The organism is Lachnoclostridium sp. An169 (assembly GCF_002160525.1).
Classification (GTDB): Bacteria; Bacillota; Clostridia; order Lachnospirales; family Lachnospiraceae; genus Mediterraneibacter; species Mediterraneibacter cottocaccae.
Genome location: NZ_NFKT01000085.1, coordinates 1 through 658 on the forward strand (window position 1 = coordinate 1; position 658 = coordinate 658).

General features: G+C 48.6%; 1 protein-coding gene. It reads right to left on the bottom strand.

Translation table 11 applies throughout. The features are described from left to right. Positions 1-439 (bottom strand): Rpn family recombination-promoting nuclease/putative transposase (locus B5F07_RS22230; protein WP_140398084.1); only part of this gene is annotated, 439 nt, incomplete at its 3' end. Positions 440-658 lie beyond the last annotated feature (219 nt).

Sequence of the window (658 nt, forward strand, 5' to 3'; positions counted from 1 at the left end):
TTTCAAACAGCATGGTGAAATTCCTCCGTTCTATCTGATCTGTGAACTGCGCCACTTCATCTTTGGGAACGTTCAGCCGCAGGAGCAGCACGGCGATGATCTTGCCGATGAGCTTCAGGACGGATTCCGGAGAATTCCGGCTGATACTCTCAAAATATTCTTCCGGAATATCTTTAAGCTGCCGGAAATCTGCAGCGCTGCGCAGCTTGTCGATCAGCATGACAAGAGAAAGTTCGTCGTTCTTTTCTACCAATTCCCGGTTGCTGTACCTGGAGAGCGGGACTACGAGATAGTGGAAGTCAGGAATAAATTCCCCCAGGATATCGCTGAGCTGAACCCTCTCTCTGAAATTTGTTGCAGCAGTCCAGTTTCCCGGGCCATCGTAAAAGACGATCGGAAGGATCGGCGGACTCCCGTTCTTCGTGCCACATCCATACAAACCGTTCTGAGATATCTTCGATATCGTCAGGCTGAACGTTTTTCAGCAGTTCGACATCGGTATATCCCCTTAAAAACTGGGCGCACAGGGTATGGTTGTCAAAAATGAGCTTTGCGCCGCTGTCTTTTGGCGTTGTGTTCCGTATTTTGTTTTTTGGTGTGTCTGCAGTCTGTTCTGCGTGAGTTATTGTGTTTCTGCCGGAATCTGTCATGTGTTTCT